The 23,564-nt window shown below is 58.9% G+C and carries 23 protein-coding genes and 1 tRNA gene; 8 read left to right on the top strand and 16 right to left on the bottom strand.

All coding sequences use genetic code 11. The features are described from left to right. The first annotated feature begins 32 nt into the window (after window positions 1–32). Entirely contained in the window at window positions 33–920 is an 888-nt protein-coding gene (locus AD928_RS13695; RefSeq protein WP_062251087.1) for a methyltransferase domain-containing protein, read from the top strand. On the opposite strand, the gene moaA is transcribed toward AD928_RS13695, so the two are convergent. The 4 genes from moaA to AD928_RS13675 all read right to left on the bottom strand — a co-directional run bounded on the left by moaA (window position 917) and on the right by AD928_RS13675 (window position 4,710). Then, the gene (gene moaA / locus AD928_RS13690; protein ID WP_062251086.1) at window positions 917–1,933 is read right to left on the bottom strand and encodes a GTP 3',8-cyclase MoaA; all 1,017 of its coding nucleotides are present in this window, start codon (window positions 1,931–1,933) and stop codon (window positions 917–919) included. The two genes, AD928_RS13695 and moaA, sit on opposite strands and share 4 nt — an antisense overlap. An 86-nt stretch (window positions 1,934–2,019) precedes the next feature. After that, on the bottom strand, window positions 2,020–3,429 hold the full coding sequence (gene pgmG, locus AD928_RS13685) for a phosphoglucomutase/phosphomannomutase PgmG (protein ID WP_062251085.1): 1,410 nt from the start codon (window positions 3,427–3,429) through the stop codon (window positions 2,020–2,022). Next, complete coding sequence (gene galU / locus AD928_RS13680; RefSeq protein ID WP_062251084.1) at window positions 3,429–4,313, bottom strand: UTP--glucose-1-phosphate uridylyltransferase GalU; 885 nt, start codon at window positions 4,311–4,313, stop codon at window positions 3,429–3,431. The genes pgmG and galU overlap by 1 nt, the downstream gene beginning before the upstream one ends. A gap of 310 nt (window positions 4,314–4,623) precedes the next feature. Continuing rightward, window positions 4,624–4,710: transfer RNA gene (locus AD928_RS13675), tRNA-Leu, on the bottom strand. Window positions 4,711–4,783: 73 nt separating this feature from the next. Between AD928_RS13675 and lipB the strand changes: the two genes are divergently transcribed. Further along, window positions 4,784–5,473 carry a lipoyl(octanoyl) transferase LipB gene (gene lipB, locus AD928_RS13670; RefSeq protein ID WP_062251083.1) on the top strand — a complete coding sequence of 230 codons (690 nt, stop codon included), beginning with the start codon at window positions 4,784–4,786 and terminating at the stop codon, window positions 5,471–5,473. Here lipB and AD928_RS13665 read toward each other — a convergent pair. Continuing rightward, entirely contained in the window at window positions 5,451–6,047 is a 597-nt protein-coding gene (locus tag AD928_RS13665; protein WP_062251082.1) for a hypothetical protein, read from the bottom strand. The genes lipB and AD928_RS13665 overlap by 23 nt on opposite strands. Then, complete coding sequence (locus AD928_RS13660) at window positions 6,044–6,379, bottom strand: BolA family protein (protein WP_062251081.1); 336 nt, start codon at window positions 6,377–6,379, stop codon at window positions 6,044–6,046. The genes AD928_RS13665 and AD928_RS13660 overlap by 4 nt, the downstream gene beginning before the upstream one ends. Before the next feature lie 47 nt (window positions 6,380–6,426). Here AD928_RS13660 and AD928_RS13655 point away from each other — a divergent pair, with 47 nt between their 5' ends. The 3 genes from AD928_RS13655 (at window position 6,427) to cobT (ending at window position 10,109) form a co-directional block, all read left to right on the top strand. Further along, window positions 6,427–7,035 carry a DnaJ domain-containing protein gene (locus AD928_RS13655; protein WP_082779909.1) on the top strand — a complete coding sequence of 203 codons (609 nt, stop codon included), beginning with the start codon at window positions 6,427–6,429 and terminating at the stop codon, window positions 7,033–7,035. A gap of 95 nt (window positions 7,036–7,130) precedes the next feature. Next, window positions 7,131–8,129, top strand: coding sequence for an AAA family ATPase (locus AD928_RS13650; protein ID WP_062251080.1), 999 nt, complete (start codon window positions 7,131–7,133; stop codon window positions 8,127–8,129). A 36-nt stretch (window positions 8,130–8,165) separates the two neighbouring features. Beyond that, window positions 8,166–10,109 carry a cobaltochelatase subunit CobT gene (cobT, locus tag AD928_RS13645; RefSeq protein WP_062251079.1) on the top strand — a complete coding sequence of 648 codons (1,944 nt, stop codon included), beginning with the start codon at window positions 8,166–8,168 and terminating at the stop codon, window positions 10,107–10,109. A gap of 99 nt (window positions 10,110–10,208) precedes the next feature. Here the strand turns inward: cobT and AD928_RS13640 are convergent, their stop codons facing one another. Continuing rightward, entirely contained in the window at window positions 10,209–11,663 is a 1,455-nt protein-coding gene (locus AD928_RS13640; RefSeq protein ID WP_062251078.1) for a pyridoxal phosphate-dependent decarboxylase family protein, read from the bottom strand. A gap of 3 nt (window positions 11,664–11,666) precedes the next feature. Next, window positions 11,667–12,656, bottom strand: coding sequence for a bile acid:sodium symporter family protein (locus AD928_RS13635; RefSeq protein WP_062251077.1), 990 nt, complete (start codon window positions 12,654–12,656; stop codon window positions 11,667–11,669). Window positions 12,657–12,811: 155 nt separating this feature from the next. Between AD928_RS13635 and AD928_RS13630 the strand changes: the two genes are divergently transcribed. Then, window positions 12,812–13,702 (top strand): hypothetical protein, encoded by an 891-nt coding sequence (locus AD928_RS13630; protein ID WP_062251164.1) that lies wholly within the window; start codon window positions 12,812–12,814, stop codon window positions 13,700–13,702. 133 nt (window positions 13,703–13,835) lie between these two features. Here AD928_RS13630 and mfd read toward each other — a convergent pair whose 3' ends face one another. Next, on the bottom strand, window positions 13,836–17,315 hold the full coding sequence (mfd, locus tag AD928_RS13625) for a transcription-repair coupling factor (RefSeq protein WP_062251076.1): 3,480 nt from the start codon (window positions 17,313–17,315) through the stop codon (window positions 13,836–13,838). Further along, on the bottom strand, window positions 17,312–17,635 hold the full coding sequence (locus AD928_RS13620; RefSeq protein ID WP_062251075.1) for an FAD assembly factor SdhE: 324 nt from the start codon (window positions 17,633–17,635) through the stop codon (window positions 17,312–17,314). The genes mfd and AD928_RS13620 overlap by 4 nt, the downstream gene beginning before the upstream one ends. A 69-nt stretch (window positions 17,636–17,704) precedes the next feature. On the opposite strand from AD928_RS13620, the gene recG reads away from it, so the two are divergent. Continuing rightward, window positions 17,705–19,849 carry an ATP-dependent DNA helicase RecG gene (recG, locus tag AD928_RS13615; protein WP_082779908.1) on the top strand — a complete coding sequence of 715 codons (2,145 nt, stop codon included), beginning with the start codon at window positions 17,705–17,707 and terminating at the stop codon, window positions 19,847–19,849. 10 nt (window positions 19,850–19,859) lie between these two features. Here recG and AD928_RS13610 read toward each other — a convergent pair whose 3' ends face one another. Continuing rightward, window positions 19,860–20,519, bottom strand: coding sequence for a helix-turn-helix domain-containing protein (locus tag AD928_RS13610; protein WP_082779907.1), 660 nt, complete (start codon window positions 20,517–20,519; stop codon window positions 19,860–19,862). Between the two features lie 227 nt (window positions 20,520–20,746). On the opposite strand from AD928_RS13610, the gene AD928_RS13605 reads away from it, so the two are divergent. Then, entirely contained in the window at window positions 20,747–21,142 is a 396-nt protein-coding gene (locus AD928_RS13605) for a nuclear transport factor 2 family protein (RefSeq protein WP_062251073.1), read from the top strand. Between the two features lie 45 nt (window positions 21,143–21,187). Here the strand turns inward: AD928_RS13605 and AD928_RS13600 are convergent, their stop codons facing one another. From AD928_RS13600 to thiS, 5 genes are all read right to left on the bottom strand, one after another. Further along, entirely contained in the window at window positions 21,188–21,490 is a 303-nt protein-coding gene (locus AD928_RS13600; RefSeq protein ID WP_062140106.1) for a hypothetical protein, read from the bottom strand. Window positions 21,491–21,557: 67 nt separating this feature from the next. Continuing rightward, window positions 21,558–21,797 (bottom strand): hypothetical protein, encoded by a 240-nt coding sequence (locus tag AD928_RS13595; protein ID WP_043552486.1) that lies wholly within the window; start codon window positions 21,795–21,797, stop codon window positions 21,558–21,560. 111 nt (window positions 21,798–21,908) lie between these two features. Beyond that, window positions 21,909–22,523, bottom strand: a complete 615-nt coding sequence (locus AD928_RS13590; protein ID WP_062251072.1) for a thiamine phosphate synthase — start codon at window positions 22,521–22,523, stop codon at window positions 21,909–21,911. Then, a complete protein-coding gene (locus tag AD928_RS13585) occupies window positions 22,520–23,296 on the bottom strand; it encodes a thiazole synthase (RefSeq protein WP_062251071.1) in 777 nt (258 codons plus the stop codon). Before AD928_RS13585 ends, AD928_RS13590 begins: the two co-directional genes overlap by 4 nt. A 6-nt stretch (window positions 23,297–23,302) precedes the next feature. Beyond that, a complete protein-coding gene (gene thiS / locus AD928_RS13580) occupies window positions 23,303–23,500 on the bottom strand; it encodes a sulfur carrier protein ThiS (protein WP_062140095.1) in 198 nt (65 codons plus the stop codon). Window positions 23,501–23,564: the final 64 nt, after the last annotated feature.

Here is a 23,564-nt window from a genome sequence, read left to right as displayed (position 1 = left end):
AAACCAACCTGAAACGCGCAGCGTCTCCCGTTATGGATGCCCCCGTCATTTTTGATCGCAAGGCGGTCAAAGCCCACAGAACCCGCTCAGCAAGACTGCAAACCTCAGTCATGCCTATTCTGGATGCCGCTGCGGATATTCTGATGGACCGGCTTGATGATGTCACCCGGCATTTTACCTGTGCGCTTGATCTGGGCGGTCGCGGAGTTATGGCGCAACGGCTGACGGCACGCGGCATTCCTGTCATCTCATCCGATCTTTCTCCCGCCATGGCGGCGTGCGCTCCCAAACACGCCATCTGCGCGGATGAAGAAACGCTCCCTTTTGCCCCGCACAGCTTTGATCTGGTGACCGCCAGCCTCTCCCTGCACTGGATTAATGACCTCCCCGGCACATTCAGCCAGATTTGCCGCATTTTGAAGCAGGACGGTCTGTTCCTCGCCAGCATGCCAATCCTGCCAACCCTGCGCCCGCTCAGGCAGGCTCTGGATGATGCCGAGCTGGCATTATCTGACGGGATCTCGCCGCGTGTCTCGCCGCTGCCAACGCAACAAAGCTGCGCGCACCTGCTCCAGCGTGCAGGCTTTGCCCTGCCGGTTGTGGATACGGAAAAGCTGGATTTACGTTACCGCTCTCTCATGGCGCTTTTGCGGGATTTACGCGCAGCAGGAGAGACAAACGCTCTGGCTCTGCGGAGCAGGACTGTGCCGCCGCGCCTCCTCTTCCCCGCCGCTGCGGCTGAACTGAATCAGAATGAAGCGGATACGTTCGCCATGCCGCTGCATATGGCTATTCTGACGGCTTGGGCTCCCTCACCTACCCAGCAGCAGCCTTTAAAACCCGGTGCCTTTACACATACGCTGGAGAGTGTTCTTGACGCTGCTCAGACTGAATCACCCACCGATAGCAAGCGTTCTTAGCCGCCTGTTACACTCATGTGACGCACAGGCCCGGAGACTTCTCCTGGCTTTGCTCCCAGCATGAAATCATGCCCCGTCGGCTTGCGATCAATAGCTGCCTGTATGCCGGCCAGAATAGCAGCGTCATCCCCGCCAGACCGCAGAATAGCCCTCAAATCTACGCCATCCTCATGCCCGAGGCAGGTATAAAGCTGTCCGGTGCAGGACAGACGCACACGGTTGCAGGTCGCACAGAAATTATGGCTCATCGGGGTGATAAAACCAATGCGCTGCCCGGTTTCCGCAACACGCATATAGCGCGCGGGCCCACCTGAGCGATCTGCCACCGGCTCCAGCGTCCACCGTCTGGCAAGATCAGCCTTGACCTCTGATAACGGCAGATAGCGGGCTGTGCGATCTTCCCCCGTATCCCCCATTGGCATGGTTTCAATCAGACAGAGATCAGCGCCAATTTCTCCACACCATGCGAGCATGGCGTCAAATTCATCATCATTCACGCCAGCCATCGCCACGGCATTGACCCGCACCGCCAGACCGACATCTCGTGCAGCCTTGATGCCGTCCAGCGTGGCAGCCAGTTTTCCCCGCCGCGTTATGCTGGCAAAACGCTCTTCATCCAGCGTATCCAGACTGACATTGACCCGCCGCACCCCGGCGCGAAACAACGTCTCGGCATACAACGCCAGTCTGCTGCCATTGGTCGTCAGGGTTAATTCGTCGAGAGATCCCGCCTGTTCGGGATGGTGCAGCCATTGGCCCAGCGTTTCAAAAAACGGACCAATATCCCGTCGCACCAGAGGCTCGCCCCCGGTAATCCGCAACCGTTTGACGCCATGCTTCACAAAAACCTGGCACAGCCGCAGCAACTCCTCAAAATCCAGAACATCTGCGCGCGGTAAAAACGTCATGCGTTCGGACATGCAGTACGTACACCGCATGTCACAGCGATCTGTGACCGAAACACGAAGATAGGAGATGCGGCGCCCCGCGGGGTCCACTAAACCGGACAACATAGGTCCTCTATATAGTCGGAAGGAAACGTTTTGTCGAAACCCAAAGTGGTCATGCCGGCCATAAACTTCAAGCCGGCAGGGTTTTCTTAATGCCCGGCGTTATTCCCGGAAAAATCTGGTGCGGACAGGCCAGACTGCGCCAGTTGCGCCACCACAGCCTGCTTCAGGCGCTCAAGAGCAGCCTCATCCGGCCCTTCCGCACGTACGACCAGAACAGCCTGTGTGTTGGATGCCCGTAGTAGCCACCAGCCATCAGGCGTATTGACGCGCACACCATCAATTTCGGAGACATCCGCGCCCTCATGCCGCAAACGAGCCGCAACCTCCTCAATCACTTTGAACTTGCGCGTATCATCGCAATCAAAGCGCACTTCAGGAGTTGAAACGGTGCGGGGTAACGCCTCTCTGATGGCGGAAAGGGGCTTGTCCTGGCGCGCCAGAATACCAAGCAGCCGCACTGCGGCATACAGGGCATCATCAAACCCGTACCATTTATCGGCAAAGAAAATATGGCCTGACATTTCACCGGCCAGCGGAGACCCTGTTTCTGCCATTTTGGTTTTGATGAGAGAATGTCCGGTTCGCCACATCAGCGGCTTGCCCCCGGCCTTGCGGACTTCATCGAACAGAACCTGACTGGCTTTAACGTCAGCAATAATTGTCGCACCGGGATGCGTTTTCAGAACATCCCGCGCCAGCAGAATCAGGATCTGATCCCCCCAGAGGATTTCCCCCTGATCATCCACCACGCCAACCCGGTCTGCATCGCCATCAAAGGCCAGACCAACATCCGCCTTCTGCCTGCGAACTTCCGCAATCAGCTGTTCAAGGTTTTTCGCAACGGTCGGGTCTGGATGATGGGCGGGGAAATGGCCGTCAATCGCGCCATTCAGAACGGTATGTTCACCGGGCAACCCGGCAACCAGTTTCTGCAGGACATCTCCTGCAGCACTGTTCCCGTTGTCCCAGACAACCTTAAGAGGTTTCTCGCCCCCATCCCAGTCTTTGAGCAAACGGCGCACGTAGTCGGTACGTAAATCAAGCCCGCGTATCGCCCCGTGTGCAGAGGGCACGACATCGCCGGTTTTAGCAAGAACGCCAAGCTCCTGAATCTGAGGCCCGAAAAAAGGCTTCCCGGCCAGCATCATCTTGAAGCCGTTATAATCTGCCGGGTTATGGCTCCCCGTTACCATTACTGCGCCATCAGCCTGCAGGGAGACAGACGCAAAATACAGCATTGGGGTCGGGCCACAGCGCACCCGCACAACATTCAACCCGCAGGCAACCAGCCCTTTAACCAGCGCATCTTCCAGATCCGGGGAAGACAGGCGGCCATCATAACCGGTCACAACAGTTTTGCCGCCATGACGAACGACAACAGATCCAAACGTCCGCCCAATGGCAAAGGCATCTTCAGACGTGAGGCTTTTCCCGACAATCCCGCGAATATCATATTCGCGGAGACTGGTCGGGTTGAACGTGTGCGTAAACGTCATCAGATCTGAGACGTATATTTTTTCAGGAATGCTTTCACATCGTCGGCAAGATCGGGGCGCTCGAGAGAGAATGCAATCTGTGCTTCCAGGAAGCCGATCTTATTCCCGCAGTCAAAACGCTCACCTTCATAGCGCAGGCCATGGAACGGCACATGACCAATGGTTTTTGCCATGGCGTCCGTCAGCTGCACTTCACCGCCCGCGCCTTTTTCCAGCTTGGACAGATGCGTCATCACATCCGGGGTCAGCACATAACGGCCAATGATGGACAGGTTGGACGGAGCATCTTCCGGCTTGGGCTTTTCAACAAGGCCCTTCACTTCCACCAGACGGCCATCGTCCTTGCCGATGTCCAGAATACCGTAACGGTTGGTCTGTTCACGCGGCACTTCTGTTACCGCCAGAACATTTCCGCCTGTCTGGTTATAGGCATCAACCAGCTGCTTCACACAGGAGGTGCCAGACTTCACGATATCATCCGGCAGCAGGATGGCGAACGGGTCATCACCAATAAAGCTGCGGGCGCACCAGATGGCATGACCAAGCCCCAGCGGTTCCTGCTGACGCACGGCCACCAGCGAACCTGCTTCAATGCTGGTCGGTTCAAGCGCCTTCAGAGTGTCCAGTTTGTTGCGTTCACGCAGTGTCGCTTCGAGTTCATAGGCAATATCAAAGTAGTCGATCAGGGAATCTTTGCCACGGCCCGTAATCAGACAGAATTCTTCAATCCCAGCTTCACGCGCTTCATCAATCGCGTACTGAATCAGAGGTCTGTCGACGACTGTCAGCATTTCCTTCGGCATGGCTTTGGTCGCCGGCAGGAAGCGTGTACCTAGCCCTGCAACCGGCAGGACTGCTTTACGTAAAGGCTTGGGCTTGGACACGAATACGACACCTTAAAAAAGTTACAACAAAAGTGAACTCTGTCGCTCGTAATCGCGGGGACGCCCGTTCGTCAAATCAATCCTGCCCACCGGCAAAACAACAGAGTGCTTTGCGCAAACACGCAGAAAAGTGTGACCCATACGGCAACACTAGCTCTATTTGCTTTTAAACCGGGAAAGCTGGGCCTGAATATGGCCAAATGAGCCAATTTGCAGCCATAAGCCGTTAAAAATTTAATATTTTGAGAAAAAGCAGCTCTCACAGAAACCAGAACAATTTTAAAACTGATTTTTGTGAGAGCTGAAAAAATGGTGCGGTCGAGAAGACTCGAACTTCCACGGGGTATTCCCCCACAAGCACCTCAAGCTTGCGCGTCTACCATTCCGCCACGACCGCACGTGACAACCAGCATCTGAAAGGCGATACCGTTTGGTGAGAAGCCCTATAACCGAACCGGGATCACGCGGCAATGACCAACGCACGTTTTTTATGGGAAATTAGCAAAAAGCCCGTTCCCTACCCTGCCGCACTGGCGCGCATGCAAACTTTGGCGCGGGAAATCCGGGCCAATGAGGCCGCAGAGCGGGTCTGGCTGCTGGAACACCCACCTCTTTTTACCGCAGGCACATCCGCAAAAGCGGAAGATTTATTCAACCCCCACCATTACCCTACCTATGACGCAGGCCGTGGCGGGCAATGGACTTACCACGGACCGGGGCAGAGAATCGCTTATGTGATGCTGGATCTGCACAATGCTCACGGCGAGGTCCGGGCGCGTGATGTGCGGTCTTACGTGCATGGGCTGGAAAAATGGGTGATTCGCACCCTCGCAATATTCGGACTGAAAGGAGAATGTCGCGAGGGACGTGTCGGCGTATGGGTCATTGACCCCAGCACCGGTCAGGAAGAAAAAATTGCGGCCATCGGCGTTCGCGTCTCACGTTGGGTGAGCTGGCACGGAGTGTCCATCAATCTCAATCCCCGCCTGTCCGATTTTGAGGGCATTGTGCCCTGCGGCATTCGGGAATTCGGCGTCACCAGCTTTGAAAAGCTGGGGCTGAATGTCACGATGGCGCAGCTGGATGCCGCGCTCGCGGAAAGCTGGCAGGCTGTTTTTGGCAGCACACCCTCTGCGCTCACACCCCTCCCAGACGAATGAACAACGTGCGTTGCCGTTCATCCAGAATGCGGATTTCATAAAGGTCCAGAATACGCCCGCCATCCCGGAAAATCAGCGTCACCAGCCCCTGTGACGGATTTTCCGTACGGGCCAGCGAAATCTGCAGGATCCCCGACGGTTTCTGAATATCGGTCACTGTCACCGGCCCGGAGAGCGTAATGGGATTGCCCATCAGCACACCCAGCGGATTATGCGCGAGCCCCATCCGTGTTTCAGACCCGGTTTGGCTGTCCTTGAACACGGCATGCGTGCCTGAGGCCTCGAGGTCCATACTATGCGGCACGGTATAATTCAGGTGCAGATAGCCAGCGTGATAGGTCAGTACCCCGCCACCGGTGGATCCATTCGGCCATGTCTGGGTAAAGGGCACATTTTCCAGCTTTGCGGCCCGCAGCCATGCTTCAACACGGCCCGTATCACTGGCCTGCGGGGCCGTCTGATTACCCTGCCCGGTGGCGCAGGCTGCCAGAAAAACCGGTGCCAGCAGCACCAGACTGCGGCGCGTCAGACCTGAGGCCGCTTGATACCGCGGAGGTCTTCCCAGCTGTGTCATGCCAGAGCGCTCTCTTCTTCCGGCGTGCGGAGCGTCAGCGCCAGTGCGTGCAAACCGCTACCGAATTCATAGCTCAGCGCATCATGCACCATGCGGGAGCGATTCACCCGGTTCACACCCTCAAAAAGAGGACTGACCAGATAAACGCGAAAATGCGTTTCTGTCGCCCCGGCTTCCGGGCCACGCGTCATAGCCACATGATGGGCATGACGGCTGCTTTCATCCAGAATTTCAAGCCGTGTCGGCTTGAAGGCAGCAGTCAGAGCATCTCTCACCCGGCGGGCACGGATGCCGTCTGCCTCAGGCGTGGAAGCTGAATTGCGTTGCGTCATCCTACGTTCCCTCTTGCACAGAACACACCAGCACGCACATAACCCTGATGATGAAGCGAAGGAATACCCGTCACCGGGCGTTCGATCCGGATCCGGATGCGCCCCAGCGCTGCTGTGACATGCCTGATTGTGAAAAGCCGGCAGGCTATCGTGCCCCCCGCTCACGCGAGACCCTTAACCAGTATTACTGGTTCTGTCTCGAGCATGTGCGGGAGTATAACGCACGCTGGGATTACTACAAAGGGATGTCACCCGGCCAGATTGAAGCGCATCTGCGTGCCGATATCGCATGGGATCGGCCATCCTGGGCGTTTGGCCAGAGTGGGAAGCCCGGCAAACAGACGTTTCATGAAGAAGACGTGCTGGACCCGCTTGATATCCTTGGCCAGAACCGGCGCTCCCGTGCGGAACGCGCGAAAAGTCGAGCCACCCCCGGCGCACCGGAAGCCCTGCGTGAACCTCTGGCAACACTCGGCCTGCCCTGGCCCGTAACACTGGACGATGCAAAAGCGCGTTACCGCTCGCTGGCCCGCAAGCATCACCCGGATGCCAACAATGGTGACCGGCGCTCGGAAGAGCGGCTGAAAAGCATCAATGTTGCGTTCACGGCTCTCAGGGCACATCTTATGGCAGAAGGCCTCGAAAAAGCCGGGTAACCATGCCATGCTGCCTGCATTATAAAGAGGCAGCCCTGACACCGGCGCGTGTCTGACTGTCCTTTCGGAATGCCCACCTACCAGACGGATAAAGAATGACTGATTCTGCCAGCCTGACCACCCCAGGCGATCTTCCCCCGATTTCAGCTCTTTCTGCGCCTGATCTTCAGGTTTCTGTGCGCGAGGTGTTTGGTATCGATTCTGACCTGACGGTTCCGGCCTTCTCCATCCGCACCGAGCATGTGCCGGAGATCGACCCAGCCTATCTGTTTGACCACGATACCACATTGGCCATTCTGGCAGGCTTTGCGTTCAACCGCCGCGTGATGGTGCAGGGCTTCCACGGCACCGGGAAGTCTTCCCACATCGAGCAGATTTCTGCCCGCCTGAACTGGCCGTGCGTGCGCATCAATCTGGACAGCCACGTCTCCCGTATCGACCTGATCGGCAAGGACGCCATTGTGGTGCGGGACGGCCAGCAGATTACGGAATTTCAGGAAGGCCTGCTGCCCTGGTGCCTCCAGCACCCCTGCGCGCTGGTATTTGATGAATATGATGCAGGCCGCCCGGATGTGATGTTCGTCATCCAGCGCGTGCTGGAAGTGGAAGGCCAGCTGACGCTGCTGGATCAGAACCGCGTGATCAAACCGCACCCGTGGTTCCGCCTGTTCGCCACAGCCAACACCATTGGTCTGGGTGACACCACGGGCCTGTATCACGGCACGCAGCAGATCAATCAGGGCCAGATGGACCGCTGGAACATCGTAACCTCCCTGAACTATCTGCCGCATGCGCAGGAAGTGGGCATTGTGCTCTCCCGCATGGGTATCAGCCCGGATGACAGAGAAGCCCGCCGCACCATTGAGAGCATGGTCGCACTGGCGGAACTTACCCGTGCCGGCTTTATGGCGGGCGACCTGTCCACCGTGATGTCCCCGCGCTCCGTGATCGCCTGGGCTGAAAACGAGAAGATTTTCAAGGATACGGCCTTCGCCTTCCGCGTGACCTTCCTCAACAAGTGTGATGAGGCCGAACGCGGCATGGTGGCCGAATATTATCAGCGCTGCTTCAACAAAAGTCCCCTGTCCAAATAAGGGCGCCTGAAGCACAAACGGAGAGCGGCTTTATCAATGGCTGACAGCAGGAAGGGAGCGCACGCTCCACCGTCTGGCCATAACCGGCCAGCCAGCGAGTCCGAGCAGACCAACCGGGTTGACGCCTTCAAGCAGGCCACCGCGGCAACATTGCGGGCTATCGGCGGCCAGCGGGAGGCAGAGGTTTCATTCCACACAGGCAACATGCCTGTGGGGCCAATCAGCCTTGCTGGAAAAATCCGCCTTCCCCAGCCTTCCCGCCATATGGATGAGGAAGAAATTGAGCGTATCCGTGGGGTCGCGGATGCTCAGGCGCTCCGGCTGAAACACCATGACTTTGACCTGCACCGCGCCCGCCAGCCAGACGATACCGTGGCACGGGACGTGTATGACGCTCTGGAACAGGCCCGCATTGAGGCCGTTGGGGCACGGCATATGCGTGGCGTGGCGGCAAACCTGCGCCACAGACTGGAAAAGGACTGTCAGGCTGCCGGTCTGGACCGGATGACTGATCCTGATGACCTTTCTCCAGCCGTCGCGCTGGAACTGCTGGCACGGGAACGCCTGACGGGCGAACCAGCCCCGGACTCTGCTCAATCTATCTTGCGCAAATGGCAGGCTGCCCTGTCCCCGCAGGCGCAAACGGCTCTGGAAAATCTGGCTCTCAGTCAGGATGATCAGGCGGCCTACGCCAAAGCGACCCGGAAACTTCTGGCAGCGTGCTCTCTGACGGAAGATGACTCTCCATCTGACGAGATGGAAGCCGATGATAACGGCTCCGATTCTGCCGCCGACGAAGACGAAAGCAACGCCCCGCCACCGGAAGCGCAGGAAGAAGATGTTCCGCCTGAGCCGGACTCGTCTTCCGACCCGGTCCCGCAGCCGGAACTGATGGGTGGTGGCGGTGAATCCTCCCCGGAAGCGATGGAAGAAGACCGCGAGGGCAGCGGTGCAGATGGCACGGGTGAAGCTGCAGGCCCCAGTGCTCCCCCTGAGCACGAACCGGGAGAAACCGCTGGCGGTTACCACGCCTACACCACCGCCTTTGATGAAGAAATCAAAGCGGAAGAACTGTGTGACCCGGAAGAACTGAACCGCCTGCGGCATCAACTGGATCTGCAGCTGGCAACCTTGCAGGGGGTCGTCTCCCGTCTGGCCAACAAGCTGCAACGCCGCCTGATGGCACAGCAGACGCGCGCGTGGGAGTTTGACCTTGAAGAAGGCATTCTGGATGCCGGGCGTCTTTCCCGCATTGTGGTCAACCCCATGCTTTCCCTCTCCTACAAGCGTGAGCAGGAGACGGAATTCCGCGATACGGTTGTCACGCTGCTGATTGATAATTCCGGCTCCATGCGGGGCCGTCCCATTTCTGTGGCGGCATCCTGCGGGGATATTCTGGCCCGCACGCTGGAACGCTGTGGCGTGAAAGTGGAAATCCTCGGCTTTACCACCCGTGCGTGGAAAGGTGGCCAAAGCCGCGAGCAATGGGTCAAAGACGGCAAACCGGCAGAACCCGGACGCCTGAACGATCTGCGCCACATCATCTACAAAGCTGCCGATATGCCCTGGCGGCGCGCTCGCCCCAATCTCGGCCTGATGCTGCGTGAAGGGCTTTTAAAAGAAAACATCGACGGTGAAGCCCTGCTCTGGGCATGGAAACGCCTGAAGGGCCGGCCTGAATCCCGCAAAATCCTGATGGTGATTTCAGATGGCGCGCCGGTGGATGACAGCACGCTCTCCGTCAATCCGGCCTCCTATCTGGAAGACCATCTCCGCGCCGTTATTCATCAGATTGAAGAACGCAGCCCGGTCGAACTGACCGCCATCGGGATTGGGCATGACGTGGGCCGGTATTACCAGCGCGCTGTGACCCTCACCGATGCGGAAGAACTGGGCGGCACCATGCTGCAAGCCCTCTCTGGTCTGTTTGATGAAAAACAAAACCGCCCCGGCCGCCCCGGCAAAGCCAGACGGCGGTAAAACCCCGCTTTTGTGCAGTCAGACTTCAGCGCAGACACAAATACCAGCATCTGCGCTGAAGGGTGAAGCTGCCCCCTCGGGCTGCCTTAAGAAAATCACTCAGGCTGTCTGACGCTCCAGCTTCTGGCCAAGCCGTTTTTCCGCCAGATCCAGCAGGGTCTCAAGCATAAGGTCTGCATCGGCTTCCACCGTGCGGTGGTTGACGATCGCAGCCCGAATGGCACGCTTGCCATGCACGATTGTGGTAGAAGGCGCAGCCACGCCACTTTCCTGCAGGTCTTTCACCAGTTCGCCGTTCAGGCTGTCTTCATCCGTGTCTGATGCAATAACCCGGAAGCAGACGATGTTGAGCGTAACAGGCGCCAACAATTCGAGGCAGGGCGTTGCCTGAACCCGTTTGGCCAGATGCTGCGCCGCCGCACAGCACTGCGACACCACACCGCCCAGCCGTTCGGTTCCGAACGAGGCCAGCGTGAACCAGACCTTCAGAGCCCGGAAACCACGGGACAAATCCGGACCCAGATCACAAAACCACGGTGCTCCCGCAGCCAGCCCACGATCTTCCCGCGACAGATAAGCCAGAGACTGCGCAAAGGCCGCAGCCTGACGCCCCGGCTCGCGCACCAGAACGCACCCGGCATCGTAAGGGGTCTGCGCCCATTTATGGAAATCGAACGCAATGCTGTTGGCCCGCTCCATGCCAGCCAGCGCCGGAGCGTAGTCTGGAGAAAGTCGTGCCATAGCACCGAATGCCCCATCCACATGGAACCAGAGGTTCTCGGCCTCAGCAAAACCCGCCAGAGCCGTGAGCGGATCAATCGAGCCAGTATCAACCGTCCCTGCCGTGCCCACCACCACAAACGGTTCCAGCCCGGCAGCCCGGTCTGCCGCCACCATCTGCCGCAGGGCCGCCATATCCATCCGGAAATCTGCATCGACCGGTACCCGGCGCAGCGCCTGCGTGCCAAGGCCTGCCATATCAAAGGCGCGGGCAATGCAACCGTGGGCCGTTTGAGCCGCGTAGCCAACCAGCTTGCGGCCTGCCAGCCCCGCGCTCCTCATCTCAAGACCACCATTCACAGCGCGACTTGCCGTAATCATGGCGATAAAATTGGCCATGGAAGAACCCGTGACCAGCACACCCGTCGCGGTTTCCGGAAAGCCCAGCATGGTCGCGGCCCAGCGAATGACCATGCGCTCCACTTCAATCGGCGCATGGTCCCGGCCACCAAGGTTGGCGTTCAGACCAGCGGCCAGAAGCTCGGCCAGCATTCCCTGTGCCGTACCGCCGCCATGCACCCATCCCATAAAGCGCGGATGGCGGTTGCCAGTCGCGTAGGGCGTCACAGACTGAGAAAACTGGTCATAAAGTGCTGTCAGAGAGGTTTCCTGCGTGGGCAGCGCTGCATCCCGAAAGCCCTGCCGGACGGTATCTGGCATGGGCTGCCAGACCGGGCCGGAGCCCACGTTCTGCACGTTGTCCAGCATTTCATCCAGCATGCGGTGCCCCAGCGCCCGTAATGCGTCCCAGTTTTCCGGATCAAGCCCCGCCACGTTTTACTCCTTTTGCGGCCCTCCTGCCGCCTGCAGGCCTTCCGCGTTTTCCTGCGTCATGCGGGCAAATTTTCTGGCCAGCACCGCACAGACGAACAACTGGATCTGGTGATAGATCATCAGCGGCAGGACGATAAGCCCGACAGAGGCTGCGGGGAACAGCACGTTGGCCATCGGCACGCCAGACGCCAGCGTTTTTTTGGAACCACAGAACACAATGGCAATCTCATCACGCAGCGGCACGCCTGCCAGACGGCTGCCATAAGCCGTAATTACCAGCACGCAGACCAGCAGCAGGAAATCCACCAGTGCGATCAGAGCAAGCTGGCTCAGCGGCAGGCGGTGCCACAAGCCCTGCATCACGGCCTCACTGAAGGCCGTGTAGACCACAATCAGGATAGACCCGCGATCCGTGAGGGAAAGCAGCTTCTTGTTCCGGTGCGCCCACTTGCCGATCCATGGCTGGGGCAGCTGCCCGAGAAGAAACGGCAGGAGTAGCTGGAAAACGATATTCATCACATTGCCAGAGGCCCCGCCATGCTTGCTGAGCACCAGTCCCACCAGAAATGGCGTGATAAAAATCCCTGCAATATTGGACGCCGTGGCCGCACAGACAGCCGCTGGCACATTGCCCCCGCCAATAGAGGTAAACGCAATGGAAGACTGCACAGTGGACGGCAGGCAGCACAGGAACAGCACCCCGAGCCAGACATCATTCTGCAACAGCCCCGGCATCAGAGCATGTGCGGCCAGCCCCAGCAGCGGGAACAGAACAAATGTGCAGGCCAGAATAATCAGGTGCAGCCGCCAGGCCATTACGCCATCAACGACCGCCTTGCGGGACAGGCGCGCGCCTTGCAGGAAAAACATCAGGGCAATGACAAGAATGGCAAGCCACTGAAAAACCGGCACGGCTGCACCATGGCACGGCAAGACCGTCGCCAGAAAAATGGTGCAGAGCAGGCCAATGAGGAAAGGGTCCAGTCTGAACATCTGCTGCGCTCTTTTTAATGTGACACGCGCTTTTGGATCGGACGCGTGAAATCTGTATTATTTTTAAGATCCGGATTGCACCCGGAACCCGCATACGCCACCTTTACGATCAAATGAAACACAACACCATTCCTTCCCCCGCTGGGCTCATGCTTATGAGCCTTGGTCTTTGCGCCGCCGTTGTTCCGTTACGGGCAACACACGCCGCAGCTCCTCCCGCCGCCTGCGCCGTGATTACCCACGGTTCCGCACAGGACAGCGCGCATGGCGTGACGTATGAGAACGTGGTCGTGCGCACACCTGATGGCAGCAGCGGGCTGACCGCCGGGAAGATGACTTTCACCGGCAGCTCGGCCGATGCCGCACATGATCAGGCTGACGCGGCCTCGCTGCTGCTGATGTCCGCCATCACCGGCCGCCACAACGCCGCGTGCTCAGACTGGCTGGCCCAGCAGGGGCAAACTGCCGCAGCAACCCTGAAAGCCGGCGGTGGGTATGACATCACATGGAACAATGCGGTTCTGACGCACGGCTCTAACCGCGTGTCCAGCAGCACCGCACATTTCAAGGTGGAAGGCAGCACCTCCGCCCATACCAGTGCCGCAACACTTGCACTGTCCGGCCTGAGCTATCAGGGGATTAGTAATGAAGCCCTGCTCCCCTCCGCTGCTGATGCCGCGTTCTCGCTGCCGGCATCCGAACTGCCGGCGCTGATGGCAGCCATCGGAGGGAAATCCACCGCTGCCCCCGCAGTCCATGTCACCATTTCCAGCTTTAATGCGACGCGCGACACCGTGCAGCTGAAAGGCAATGGCACAGCCACCCTCACCGGGAATGTCGATGCCACAACGGCCTCCGGTCATCTGGAAGTCAGCAATCTGGAAGCCCTGATTGAAAAGGCCCGGACCGCCAAACAGATGAAGCTGGCCGCAGGCCTCGTGCTGGCCCGGCTGGTCAGCCACAGCCAGAACGATGTGAATGTGTGGAATACCGTCTGGCAAGGGGGTGTGCTGACGGTGAACGGCTTCCCTCTCCCGCTTCACTAATTTCTTAAGATATACACCGAAAAAAAAGCGGGCTGCCTGAGCAGTCCGCTTTTTTGTATGGCCTGTTGGACGTGGTGTCCTGTCCGAAACCACCGTCCCGGACGCAGCGCAAGTACCCCTCCGCCTGAAAGGATCAGGCGACTTCTGCCGGGACCTTCTTTGTCATCTTAACCAGATCCCGCAGCACACGACGCGCCAGATCAATACGCTGAGCATTGGTCAACTCCCGCACCACCGCCATTTTGTGGTCGGGACGCAGACGGACAGCGCCATCTTTCCAGCGGCCCATCCACTGCACCAACCCAGCGGGATTTTTGAAGCTGTTATTGCGGAACTGGAGCACCATGCCTTTTGGTCCGGCTTCCAGACGTTCCACCCCTGCGGCACGGCACAGTCTTTTCAGATCGACAATATCCAGAAGATTTTTTACCTCCGGCGGCAGCGTGCCAAAGCGGTCCACCAGTTCGGCTTCCATCGCTTCCAGCTCGGCATCTGACGCCAGACCACTGATGCGACGATACAAACCAAGGCGCACAGGCAGATCCGGCACATAGGCATCCGGGATCAGAACAGGCAGGCCGACAATGATATTCGGCGTCCAGTCCCGATCTTCCGCACGGCGACGGCTCGTTTCATTACGGAGGTCGGCCACCGCATCTTCCAGCATCTGCTGATAGAGTTCGATCCCTACTTCCCGCACATGCCCGGATTGCTGATCCCCCAGCAGATTGCCTGCCCCACGCAGGTCCAGATCGTGCGAGGCCAGCGTAAAGCCTGCCCCCAGCGTATCCAGCGTCTGCATGACTTCCAGCCGCTTTTCAGCGGAGGTGGAGAGAGCGTGCGTTTGCGGCCAGGTGAGATAAGCATAACCGCGCTGCTTACCGCGCCCCACACGCCCACGCAGCTGATAGAGCTGCCCGAGGCCAAACATATCGGCCCGGTGGATAATCAGCGTATTCACAGCGGGCATATCCAGCCCGCTTTCCACGATGTTGGTGGAGAGCAGGATGTCATATTTCCCGTCCGAGAACTCGGTCATCACCCGTTCAAGTTCAGTCGGCGTCAGGCGGCCATGCGCCTGCACCACCTTGGCGTCCGGCACGATGGAACTCAGCCGCTCCGCCAGACGGTCCAGATCCTCAATACGCGGGGCCACGCAGAAAATCTGACCACCGCGGAAGCGTTCGCGCTGAATAGCCTCCCGAATCACGACACTATCAAACGGCATGATAAAGGTGCGCACCGCCAGACGGTCGGTCGGCGGTGTTGCAATCAGGCTCATCTCGCGCACGCCGGAGAGCGAGAGTTGCAGGGTGCGCGGCAGAGGTGTTGCGGACAGTGTGAGCACATGCACGTCTTCGCGCAGGGCTTTCAGCTTTTCCTTATGCCCCACACCAAAATGCTGTTCCTCATCAATAATCAGCAGATCAAGCGAGGCAAACTGCACCGTTTTAGCCAGCAGAGCGTGCGTACCGATCACGATATTAACGGAACCGTCCGCAAGACCTTTGCGCACGGCCGTTGCTTCCTTACCCGTCACCATGCGGGACAACTGAGCGACCTTAATGGGGAAGCCTTCAAAGCGCGCGGCAAAGGTGCGGTAGTGCTGGCGCGCCAGCAGCGTGGTCGGCACCACAACCGCCACCTGTCCGCCGGACATGGCAGCAACAAAGGCCGCACGCAGCGCAACCTCCGTCTTCCCAAAGCCCACATCGCCACACACAAGCCGATCCATCGGCTGGCCTGAGCCCATATCATCCAGTACATCGGCAATGGCGCGGGACTGGTCATCCGTTTCTACAAACGGGAAACGGGCACAGAACTCGTCCCACATCCCTTCCGCCGGAGCCAGAACCGGCGCTTCCTTCAGGGCACGCGCGGCAGCAGTGCGAATCAGTTCTCCGGCCATATCGCGGATGCGCTGCTTCATCTTGGCCTTACGGCCCTGCCAGGCAACGCCGCCCAGCTTGTCCAGCGGCACACCAGCCTGATCCGAGCCAAAACGGCTCAGCAGTTCGATATTTTCAACCGGAAGATAGAGCTTCTCGCCGCCATCATAGAGCAGACGCAGGCAGTCATGCGGGGCCACGCCAACGCTGACCGTCTCCAGCCCGTCATACCGGCCAATCCCGTAATCCTGATGAACCACCAGATCGCCAGCGGAAATTTCCCCGGCTTCGGCAATCAGTTCATCTGCACGGCGGCGACGGCGTGGCGGGCGACCAATCCGTTCGCCCAGCAAATCCTGCTCAGACACAAACGCCAGATCATCCGCAACAAAGCCGCGTTCCAGCCCCAGTGTCAGCAGACCAACAGAACCCGGCTTGGCTTTGCGGGCGGAAGCCCAGTCATCATAGCTCTGGGTGGCCACGCCATGTTCACGCAGCAACGTGCCAATGCGCTCACGCGAGCCTTTGGTCCATGCGGTGACATATGTCTTGCGCTTAACCTGCCCCCAGTCCCGCACCTGCTCACCAAGCAGTGTGAAAACCTGCTCGCGCTGGGCACCGGGCACAATCTTAGCAAACATCTTGCCGGGGCGGCCACCAACATCCATCCCCGCAGCACCATCAGGCTTGGCGTAGGGGCTGAAGGCGACAACAGGCAGACGGCTGAGAATCGCCTCCCAGCCTTTGGAATCCAGATACAGCAGATGCGGCGGCAGAGCGCGGTAGGGCGTTTCCCCTTCCCGCGCAGGCTGACGGCGGGCCTGATAATGATCAGCGATCATTTCCAGACGGTTTCTAAGCACGTCCTCGACCTGATAATCGAGCGAGACGGAGACATTCGGCAGATAGTCGAACAGCGTTTCCAGCCGCTCATGGAACAGCGGCAGCCAGTGCTCAATGCCCGGATAACGACGACCATCGGAAATATGCTCATAGAGCGGGTCAGAGGCTGCAGCGGGGCCAAAAACATCACGCCAGCCCGTGCGGAAGCGGGAGATACTGGCGGCATCCAACGAAAATTCAGAGACAGGCCGCAGCGTTAGCGCATCCTGTTTGGTGGTGGAGCGCTGGGAGCCGGGATCAAAAGCGCGGATATTCTCGACTTCATCACCAAACAGATCCAGCCGGACTGGTTCAGCCGCCCCTGCGGGGAAAAGGTCAAAGATGCCACCCCGCGAAGCAAACTCGCCCGCTTCCATCACCGTATCGGTGCGGGTGTAGCCATTGGCAATCAGCAGTTCGATCAGAAAAGCCTGATCGAGGCTCTCCCCCTGCTTGACCGTAAGAGACTGGCCTTCAAACGTGGAACGTGGGGAAACGCGCTGCACGGCAGCGGAAACAGTTGTCAGCACCAGACGTGGTCGACCGTCTGACGGTTCCAGCAGGCGCGTCAGGGTTGCAACGCGTTCCGCTACAATCGCAGGGTTGGGAGAAACGCGGTCATACGGCAGGCAGTCCCACGCCGGGAAACGCAGGGTTTCCACATCCTCCGCCACATAGGCCAGCATGTCTGTCAGCCGGGCTGTGGAGGCATCATCCCGCGCAATATGCAGAACAGGCCCTTTATGTTCTCTGGCCCTTTTGGCCAGCAAAAGCGCATCATACCCTTCAGGCACGCCCCAGATGGGCGCAATACGGCCCTCAGCGCTCGTCTCTTCCGTCATCCGGCTATCCCAACTCCTTTTGCGCGGCACGCATCAACCATCCGGCGTAACATGGGGGTCTCCCGCTCTGGCGGCAATGGCAGACGGCCAAACAGCCAGTCCGTCAGGTCCGGGTCCGGGATTTCCAGAATGGCTTCCATGTCCGTCAACTCCGCCGCGTTCATGGTATCGACGTTCTCTTCCACAAAGCCGCCAATCAGGGCGTCCGTCTCAAACGTGCCGCGATGCGAGGCGCGAAAACGCAAGCGACGACGCCGAGAGGCCAGAGCCTCTTCAGAATCCTGTTCGGGCGGAAGAGTGGTCGTTGAATTGTGTTGCATGGCGCTGGTGTCCTATAGCCTTGGCGTTCTCTTCTGTCAGCCTGCCAAACAGAGGCCTCTGTCGCGCCAGTGTCCAGCCCCCCACCTATCACATCCGCTTCGGCACCCGGTCCGTTTGACCGCGCCAGCCTGTCCGCCATACTGGCGCCGCTGGAGACACTGCCGGGTGTCAGCACGGCACGGGCAAAGCTGCTAAGCCGTATTGCGGGTGGCTCACGGGTTCTGGACCTCCTGTTCTGCCTGCCGGAAAGCGTGGTGGACCGCCGCCTGCGCCCCACTCTGGCGCAACTCAGGCCAGACACAATCGCAACCATTTCTGGCACCGTGCAGGATATCCGCGCCCCTGCACCACGCACCCGTCAGCCGTGGCGGGTGACACTGGCAGATGGCACCGGCCAGCTCGAACTCGCTTTTTTCTCCAAATGGCAGGCCGAAAAGGTCGTGTTGGGCGAATCCATTGCAGCCTCTGGCAAGGTCGAACGGTTTGGTGAACGCCTGTGCATGACATCGCCAGACTATCTGCTCCCCGCACGCTCGGCAGACCGCATCCCCGGTCTGGACCCGGTCTGGCCGCTCACGGCAGGGCTGTTTGCCGGCAATGTCCGTTCGGCCATGACAGCAGCCCTCACCCGCCTGCCCGCCACGCTGCCGGAATGGCATGAGGCCGTCCTCATCGAAAAGAAAGGCTGGCCAGATTTCATCACCGCGCTGACATGGATGCATTTCCCCGACCGCATTCCCGGCAGTGAGACCGGAGACGCATGGCGAGCCCAGCAGACGCGCGCTCAGGCCCGGCTGGCCTGTGACGAATTACTGGCTGACCAGCTTGCCACCCGCATTGCCCTGCACGCCTCCCGTAGCCGCCCGGGCCGTAGTCTGCGGGGTGACGGGCACTTGCAACGGCAGGCACTGGCAGCCTTTGGCCATGCACCAACCCCCGGCCAGAAAAAGGCTCTGGCTGAAATTGAAGCCGACATGGCCGCCCCCTACCGCATGAGTCGCTTGCTGCAGGGCGATGTGGGCGCAGGGAAAACACTGGTCGCCTTACTCGCCATGCTGCGTGCCGTAGAAGCTGGCACCCAAGGGGCACTGATGGCCCCCACAGAAATTCTTGCCCGCCAGCATGCCGCCACCTTTGCACGCCTTTCTCCCGTGCCCGTTGCGTTCCTCTCCAGTTCCGTCAAAGGCAAAGCCCGCAAGAAAGCTTTGCAGGAGATAGAAGACGGTACAGCACGGCTGGTGATCGGCACGCACGCATTAGTGCAGAAGACCGTGAAGTTTGCAGACCTCGGGCTGGCGGTGATTGATGAACAGCATCGGTTTGGGGTGGAGCAGCGCCTGACGCTGGTGGAAAAAGGTCCAGCCACGGACATGCTGGTCATGACGGCGACCCCCATTCCCCGCACCCTGCTGATTACCCGCTTTGGGGATATGCAGATCAGCCGTCTGGACGGGAAACCTGCTGGCCGCAAGCCCGTGCGGACCTCTCTGCACACTATCAGCGTGATGGATGAAGTTATTGAGGGCTTGGCCCGCGCTCTGACTAAAGGCGCACAGATCTTCTGGGTTTGCCCGCTCGTCTCGGAAAGTGAGGCGCTGGATATTGCCGCAGCGGAAGCCCGGCAGGCGGCGCTGCTGGAACGGTTTGGCGAGGTGGTCGGACTGGCGCATGGGCGGCAAGACGCCAATGTGCGTGAGGAAGCCCTTCAGGAATTCGCTCAGGGCAAAACCCGCATACTGGTTGCCACCACCGTAATTGAGGTGGGCGTGGACGTCCCAACAGCGACCATCATGGTGATAGAACATGCCGAGCGCTTCGGACTGGCCCAGCTCCATCAGCTCCGCGGACGTGTGGGCCGAGGCTCGGCGGCGTCCTATTGCCTGATGCTGCATGATGAAGGGTTGGGCCTGACTGCCCGCCGCCGGCTGACCTGCCTGCGCGAGACGGAAGATGGCTTCCTGATTGCAGATGAAGATTTCCGCCTGCGTGGGGGAGGCGACATGACGGGCCGCCGCCAGTCTGGCCTGCCGGAATACCGGATGGCCCCGGAAATTCTGGTGGATATGCTGCTGGAAACCGCCCATGCGGAGGCGGAAAAACTCCTGCCCGACACCGCACCGCTGACCGCCGCACCGCCCCTTCCGCTGGCAGCGAAAATTCTGCTGCTTTTGTTTAACAAAACTGACGCAGCCCGCATTTTTGCCGGGGGCTAAACGGCTGGGATTACGGCTGACCGCCTCCAACAACGGCAGCAAAACGACCGGGCGTCATACCCACATGCGTTTTGAAGACCTCTATGAAGCTGCTCACCGTCTCATAGCCAAGGTCAAACGCAACGGTCGTCACGGGTTGCCCCTCCGTGAGCCATTCAATGGCCTGCAGCACACGAGCGCGTGCTTGCCAGCCCCGGAAGGAAAATCCGGTTTGCGCTTTATACCACCGGCTGAACGTCCGTTCTGAAAGAGACACCTGCTCCGCATAGGCGCTCATGCTCTCGCGGGCTGAAGGATTTTTCAAAATAGCTTCTGCCACGGCCAGCAAGCGGGGATCAGACGGCATAGGCAGACAAAATTCTTCACGTGGGCTGTTGGCAATCTCATCAAGGATGACCTGCGCAATATGCGCCTGCTGCGCTGTCAAATGCTCTACCACCGGCCAGAGAGCAGCCCGCAGAACAGCTTCCCGCAGTAATGAGGAAGTTGAGAGGAGTTGCGGTCTATCCGGTAAGACCCGGCATGCGGGCTGCGCAATATAGACGCTCCACCCATGAAATGGCCCATAGGACCGAAACTCATGGGCCAGATATGGGGGCACCCACACAGCACTGGCCGGCGGCACGGCCCAGCGTCCTGCTGACGTGCTGAGCATTGAAAGGCCGGTCATCGTGCCAATCAGCTGACCCCGTGCATGCTGGTGCGCCGCCGTCTCCCGCGCACGCCGCCCCTGCGCAGACTGCGCGATAAGAAGAGGCTGATCCCTGCTCAGGACATCTAAAGGGAGAAATGCATCGGAAATGGCGGCTAACCCGTATTGATTGGCGTAATCCCATTAACAGGCCACAACCTGCATATGGCAAGACAGGATCTCCCTCACACCAGCAGGAGACCCAAATGGCCGCCCCCGCTTCCGAACAGATCATCCGCCAGATGTTTGCCACCTTTACGGATTTTAGCACCAGTGTGGATCAGCTGAAAGCTTTCCTGACACCTGACTACCAGCAGATTGTGGATGGTCGCACACTGACGCTGGAGGATTTTCTCACACACGCCCAGGCCTTACGGGCGGCCCTTCAGTCACTTGAGATTACGATTGAACGGATCGTCTGTGAGGAGGATATGGCGGTGACGGTGCATGTCGCCCGTGCGATACGCCCTTCTGGCCATATCAGCACAATAAGGGTGATTGCGTTCTTTCAACTCAGGGAAGGACGCATCGCGCTGGTCGACGAACTCACGCATGTTCTTGAAGGGAACAGTGAGGATAAAACTCTCGGCTCCCTCCAGTGAACACGACTTTGCTCCGGCACCCACCGGTGCAAAACGCGCGAAGCTTTATTTCACTGAAAGCTCAACATCGTGCAGGCAGGCTTTGTCATGCTCACCCGGATGGCCCTCATGGAAAGGCTCATCCGTCAGCATCACGTTGCTCAGGTCCGCAAGCCGCAGGCAGGCCCACTTGCCTGTGGGCTTGACCTCTTTCTCGTGGGAATCTTCCCCGCGATAGATCAGAACGCGTTCTTCTCCATCTCCTTTACCCAGAGCGTGAGGCGAGCCAAATGCGGGTTTGCCCTGAAAAGAAAAGCTCACTGCTTTTTTCTGTTTAATGGCGTCGCTAAGCTGCTTTTTAACCGTCATGTGCGGTAATCCCCTTGTAAAAATAGTGCGCCTGCTGGCAGGCGGTGCTCATCAGATCAGACGGCTCTCAGGCAGAGAGTGTCTTCTTCCCCAGAGCAATAATTTCATTCTCTTCCAGCCCTTCCGGATTATGGCGGGCCTTCTTGGCGACTTCCTTTTCAAACTCGGAAGCGTGTTCTCCACCCTTCAGCACATGGTCTGCGAGCTGAATGATTTCTGCTTTTGTAAGGAGTTTGGGAGAATGTGTCGCTTTACGAGCCAGATCATGCAGAGAGCTGGAAGTATGCGGTGCTTTATCGTGAGACATGATGATTTCCTTAATTCGTCTACTTCTTCCAAAGATAGGAACGAATAAGGAAATCTCAATGTTATAACAGATATTTACTTAGAAGATATATGCTGAAAACTTAGCGTTTTCTTAAGGCACAGCCTCCCCGGCCTCCGCCAGCCATGCCTTCACCTGCCCTTCCGGGTCGGCATGCTGCGTGAAGTCGGACACAGCGGCTACACTGTCCGCGCCGGCATCCAGACACGGCCGCAGGCGTTCCAGCGTAATCCCGCCAATGGCGACCAGAGGCAGATCGCCAATCAGGCTTTTCCTCTCTGTCAGGCGCTCTGTGCCCTGCGGGCCGAACGGCATTTTCTTCAGGCGGGTCGGCCAGATGGGGCCAAGAGCGACATAGTCCGGCTTGCAGGCCAGCGCTCTCGTCAATTCTTCATGGCTATGCGTACTGATCCCAAGCCGGATACCGGCCTTACGAATAGCCTCAAGGTCCGCCGTATCCAGATCTTCCTGCCCGAGATGAAGGTAATCAATCCCCTCCGCCACAGCGATCTGCCAGTAATCATTCAGCACCAGACAGACGCCATGCTTCTTTGCAAACGCGTGGGCAGCCCGAATTTCCGCCAGCAGTTCGTCTTCCGGGAGGTCCTTGATGCGCAACTGGATAAAGCGCGCGCCCGCACTCCCAAGCCGGTCCACCCAGCGCGCGGTATCAACAACAGGATAAATTTTCTGCGGGAGGGATGTCATGCCAGCATGGCCTTTCCGACGACGGGGGTTGAAGGAACAGCCATATCGCGCTCTTCCATAGGGTCAGCCTGACGGGCCAGCAGGCCGGCCTGCACGGCAAACCGGAACGCTTCAGCCATCACAGCAGGCTCTCCGGCTTTGGCTACCGCGGTGTTAATCAGCACCGCATCATACCCCAGCTCAAGCGCCTGTGCGGCATGAGAGGGCACACCAATGCCCGCATCCACCACCAGCGGCACATCCGGAAAATGTGCCCGCAAGGCGCGCAGACCGAAGACATTGTTCAACCCTTTGCCAGAGCCAATAGGCGCGCCCCAGGGCATCAGCACTTCACATCCCACAGCCAGCAGGCGCTCGGCGACCACCAGATCTTCTGTAGTGTATGGGAAAACCTTGAAGCCATCGTCCGTCAGAATGCGCGCGGCTTCGACCAGCCCGAACACGTCCGGCTGGAGCGTATCCAGTTCCCCGATCACTTCCAGCTTGACCCAGTCCGTGCCGAACACTTCGCGCGCCATATGCGCGGTGGTGACGGCTTCCTTAACGGTGTGGCACCCGGCCGTGTTCGGCAGAACGGGCACACCGAGTTCCTGAATAAGATCCCAAAACGCCTGCCCGGCCCGTTCTCCGGCAGATTCACGCCGCAGAGAAACCGTCACAACACCCGGCTGAGCCGCCTTGACCGCATCACGCAGAATATCAGGGGATGGATACTGGGCTGTACCCAGCATGAGCGGCGAAGACAGAACTGTGCCGTAAAAAGATTTTGTCATGAGGTCTCAGCCTCCCTGCATGGGAGCAACAATTTCAATCCGCGCACCATCCCGCAAGACGGTCCGGGCACGGTAAGGCACCGGCACAAAGCTGCCATCCATGGCTGTAGCAATCCGCGCACCGCCGTAGCCGAGCTCATCAATCAGGGCTGCCAGCGTCCTGGCTGACACCTCATGAACCTCGTCATTGACCACGATCTGCATGTGGGCGTTCTCCCCTTAAACCTCTGCTGTCGGACTTAAGCACGATTTCCCTTCGGGGCAATCG

Origin of the sequence: Acetobacter cerevisiae, from assembly GCF_001580535.1 — a bacterium.
Classification (GTDB): Bacteria; Pseudomonadota; Alphaproteobacteria; order Acetobacterales; family Acetobacteraceae; genus Acetobacter; species Acetobacter cerevisiae.
Note: the sequence above shows the minus strand (reverse complement) of the source record. Positions and strands in the feature narration are given on the sequence as shown.